This is a genomic window from Psychrobacter sp. (assembly GCF_036731945.1).
GTDB lineage: Bacteria > Pseudomonadota > Gammaproteobacteria > Pseudomonadales > Moraxellaceae > Psychrobacter.
In genome coordinates this window covers 5,484-8,997 of record NZ_DAINDI010000089.1, presented here as the reverse complement: position 1 = coordinate 8,997, position 3,514 = coordinate 5,484, and the positions used below count along the sequence as shown (strand labels likewise).

At 42.7% G+C, this 3,514-nt stretch carries 3 protein-coding genes; 1 reads left to right on the top strand and 2 read right to left on the bottom strand.

Translation table 11 applies throughout. The annotated features are described in order from the left end of the window. Positions 1-221: 221 nt before the first annotated feature. Positions 222-1,559 carry a trigger factor gene (gene tig, locus V7D75_RS13425; protein WP_333614957.1) on the bottom strand — a complete coding sequence of 446 codons (1,338 nt, stop codon included), beginning with the start codon at positions 1,557-1,559 and terminating at the stop codon, positions 222-224. Positions 1,560-1,952: 393 nt separating this feature from the next. Beyond that, positions 1,953-2,621, bottom strand: a complete 669-nt coding sequence (gene rdgB, locus V7D75_RS13420) for an RdgB/HAM1 family non-canonical purine NTP pyrophosphatase (protein ID WP_333614956.1) — start codon at positions 2,619-2,621, stop codon at positions 1,953-1,955. A gap of 428 nt (positions 2,622-3,049) precedes the next feature. Here rdgB and V7D75_RS13415 point away from each other — a divergent pair. Beyond that, positions 3,050-3,514: superoxide dismutase (locus V7D75_RS13415; RefSeq protein ID WP_333614955.1), on the top strand; the 465-nt coding region annotated here is incomplete at its 3' end.

Genomic DNA, 3,514 nt, shown 5'->3' with positions numbered 1-3,514 from the left:
CTGATATCAATTTTTTGTAGCCTCTGTCTGCGCAGGCACAGCAAGCAAGAAAAATTGATATCAGCAGTGTGTGATGTATCAATAGTACTTTTCACTCACTATATTAAGACAGTAGTTTATAAACGGGCAATAAAAATGCCCTAACAAAGGTGTCAGGGCATTTTTGATAAATTAGGTATTGAACCAGCCAATATTGACTGGCGAAACGCTAAATTACCTTATTACATCGCTTGTTGCTGCTGAGCGGCCAATAGGTCTTGGTAGCTCACTTCTTTGTCCGTTACTTTGCCTTGCTCGATTAAATAATCAACCACTTGGTCTTCTAGCACTACTGACTCAATGTTAGCGCGTTGCTGCTTGTCATTGGTGTAGTACTCGATCACTTCTGCTGGGTCTTCGTAGTTTTCGGCGGCTTCTTTGATAAAGTTTTCAACACGCTCTTGGTCAACTTCTAAGCCTTTGGTGTCGATAACGCGAGCAACGATGATGCCAAGACGGGCAGCACGTAGCGCTTGCTCTTCAAACAGCTCATTTGGTAGCATGTCTTTATCGAAGCTATCAGCATTAGCACCGAACTGCTGTGAAAAACGTTGCATCATCATGTTGCGTTGACGATCGATTTCTTGCTCTAGCATGGCGTTTGGTACGTCAAACTCGTTCTTCTCTAGTAGCGCATCAAAGGTCGCTTGTTTTACTTGGCTACGCGCCGCATTTTTGATTTCGCGTTCCATGTTTTTACGCACGTCTTCTTTTAATTTCTCAACGCCGCCTTCTTTAACGCCGAATAGCTCTAGGAACTCGTCGTCGATTTCTGGAAGTTTTGATTTTTCAACCAATTTTACGTTGATTTTAAATTGTGCTTCTTTACCAGCCAAGTTTTCAGCTTGGTAATCTTCTGGGAAAGTGACGTCGATAACTTTTTCTTCGCCCGCTTTCATACCTTTGATGCCATCTTCAAAGCCTGGAATCATCTGATTGCTACCGATAACCAATTTGAAGTCTTCAGCAGAGCCGCCTTCGAATTTTTCGCCGTCGATTGAACCTTCAAAGTCAAAGGTCACTTGGTTGTCTTTGGCCGCTTTACCTTTTTTCTCAACGAACTCTTGACGCTGCTTTTGTAAGTTTTCGATCATGGTGTCAACGTCTTCGTCGCTGACAGTCGCTGTGTGACGCTCAACTTCGATTTCATCGATACCTTGGACGTCGATTTCTGGGAAGATTTCAACAGTCGCTTGATACACCAAGAAATCGTCTTCTAGTTTAACGTCGTCGATGTTTGGCATGCCAACAGCACGGATGTCTTCAGATTTGATCGCTTCAAATACGGTATCACGGATCACATCGTTGATGACTTCTTGCTGAATGCCGGCACCGTACTGTGAACGGATATGCGACATCGGTACTTTACCTTTACGGAAACCGTCAATCTTGGCGGTTTTCGCCACTTGGCTGATACGGCCTTCAACTTTGTTTTGAATTTTTTCAACGGGTACTTTAACCGTTAGCTGAGTTTCTTTGTTAGACAGCTTGTTGGTTGTGACTTGTAAATCTGTAGCCATATTCGTTACACCTTTAGGATTAAATAGAAATAGACAACCAGGCTGCAAAATACGCGTGTGCTACTGGTTGCCGTTGGAATAAATAGGGGATATTGCTAGCGCGCGATTTCGCAATCTGTGAGCGTAGCAATCGCTGACGGCACAAAAATATGAAACGCTTTATTCTAAATAAACGCTCTCAGATATCAATATTAACTGCTAATCGCCCGCATAATAACGCTTTTTGCTCAATTATACAGACAAATAACGGCTTTCAACAAAATTTTAAAAGTAGAACAGTATAATCTATCTGTTTATCAAAGTAAAAATTATCTGTTTAATCGCCCCGTGAGTGATTTATAAGCTTTGCTTCATTTTAACTGTTTCTAGCTGCCAACTTATCTTCAAATACGCTTATAACGGCAATTGTACCAATAACTGCTCAATGGCCTGACCACGATGACTGATGCTGTTTTTGTCCGTAGCGCTGAGACTTGCCGCCGTCGCTTGCAACTCTGGCAACCAGAACAGCGGATCGTAACCAAAGCCACCATCACCATACGGCGCGTCTAAAATCTCACCGTGCCATAAACCTTGGGCGATAATCGGTAGCGGGTCATCGGCATGGCGTACCATGGCCAATACGCAAACAAACATACCTTTGATAGGGTTATCTGGCTTGGCTGCACGAATAGGCTGCAAGTCAGCGATAAGCTTGGCGTTGTTTTTGGCGTCATTGCCATGCTCGCCGGCATAGCGAGCAGAATAGATACCGGGTGCGTTACCCAATACGGGTACACAAAGCCCTGAATCATCAGCAATCGCCGGCAGTCCACTGGCTCGGCTGGCATGACGCGCTTTGATAATAGCGTTCTCAATGAAGCTCAAACCATCCTCAATCGCATCATCGATATCAAGCTGACCTTGCGGGACAATCGTCACAGCCAAATCTGCCGCTGCAAATAAGCGTTTAAACTCCGCAAGTTTGCCTTTATTATTACTGGCAAGCACCCATTGATTGGCGAGCTTTGTTTGCGTTAAATGCTCTTGTGGAGTAAGGTTTGCGCTGCTGGCTTGCGTCATATTTTTTGTCCGTCATTAATTCGTTTCTACTGCTATATTCTAGGCTAGCACGAGCTAAATTACCAATGAGCATAACGAATCGTTGCTTCATAACATTTGGTAACTGATATTTGTCATCCCTCTTGCTATAATAGGCAACAAGCTACAGTGAATTATATCTTATAGCTTGTGAACTTTTAGTTAATAATACTTTTAAATGTTTATCATGGTTTTTGCCCACTATATATTTGTAAGTGCACTAACTAATAAGTGAGGCGCGCTTAAGATAATTTTAGCATGCAAGCCTTTTAGGTTTACCGCAATATGTTTAGCATATTGAGTAATGACTTTCACTAACAATAAACTAAGCCAATTTAGTCCAATAATTTATAGCGTTGATTTAAGCTATACCTAATACTAATGGCTAAACCAGCAAGGATAAAATAACTATGTCAAATATTACTTTACCAGACCTACCTTATGCAAAAGACGCGCTCGAGCCACATATCAGTGCTGAGACGCTAGAATACCATCATGACAAGCATCATGCCGCTTATGTAAACAAGCTAAATGAATTGCTACCGGGTTCTGGTCTAGAAGACAAAACATTGCCAGAAATCATCGTAGCGACTGCGAAAGATGACAGCAAAAAAACCATGTTTAACCAAGCAGCGCAAGTATGGAACCATACGTTCTATTGGAACTGCATGACACCTGACAATGGTGGCGGCGAACCTACTGGTGATTTGAAAGCGAAAATCGAAGAAGATTTTGGTAGCTATGACAAATTCCGCGAAGAGTTCAAAAACGCAGCAACTTCACAGTTTGGTTCTGGTTGGGCTTGGCTAGTGGCTGATAAAGTCGGCGGTAAACTATCAATCTCTAAAACTGGTAACGCTGATAACCCATTGGCG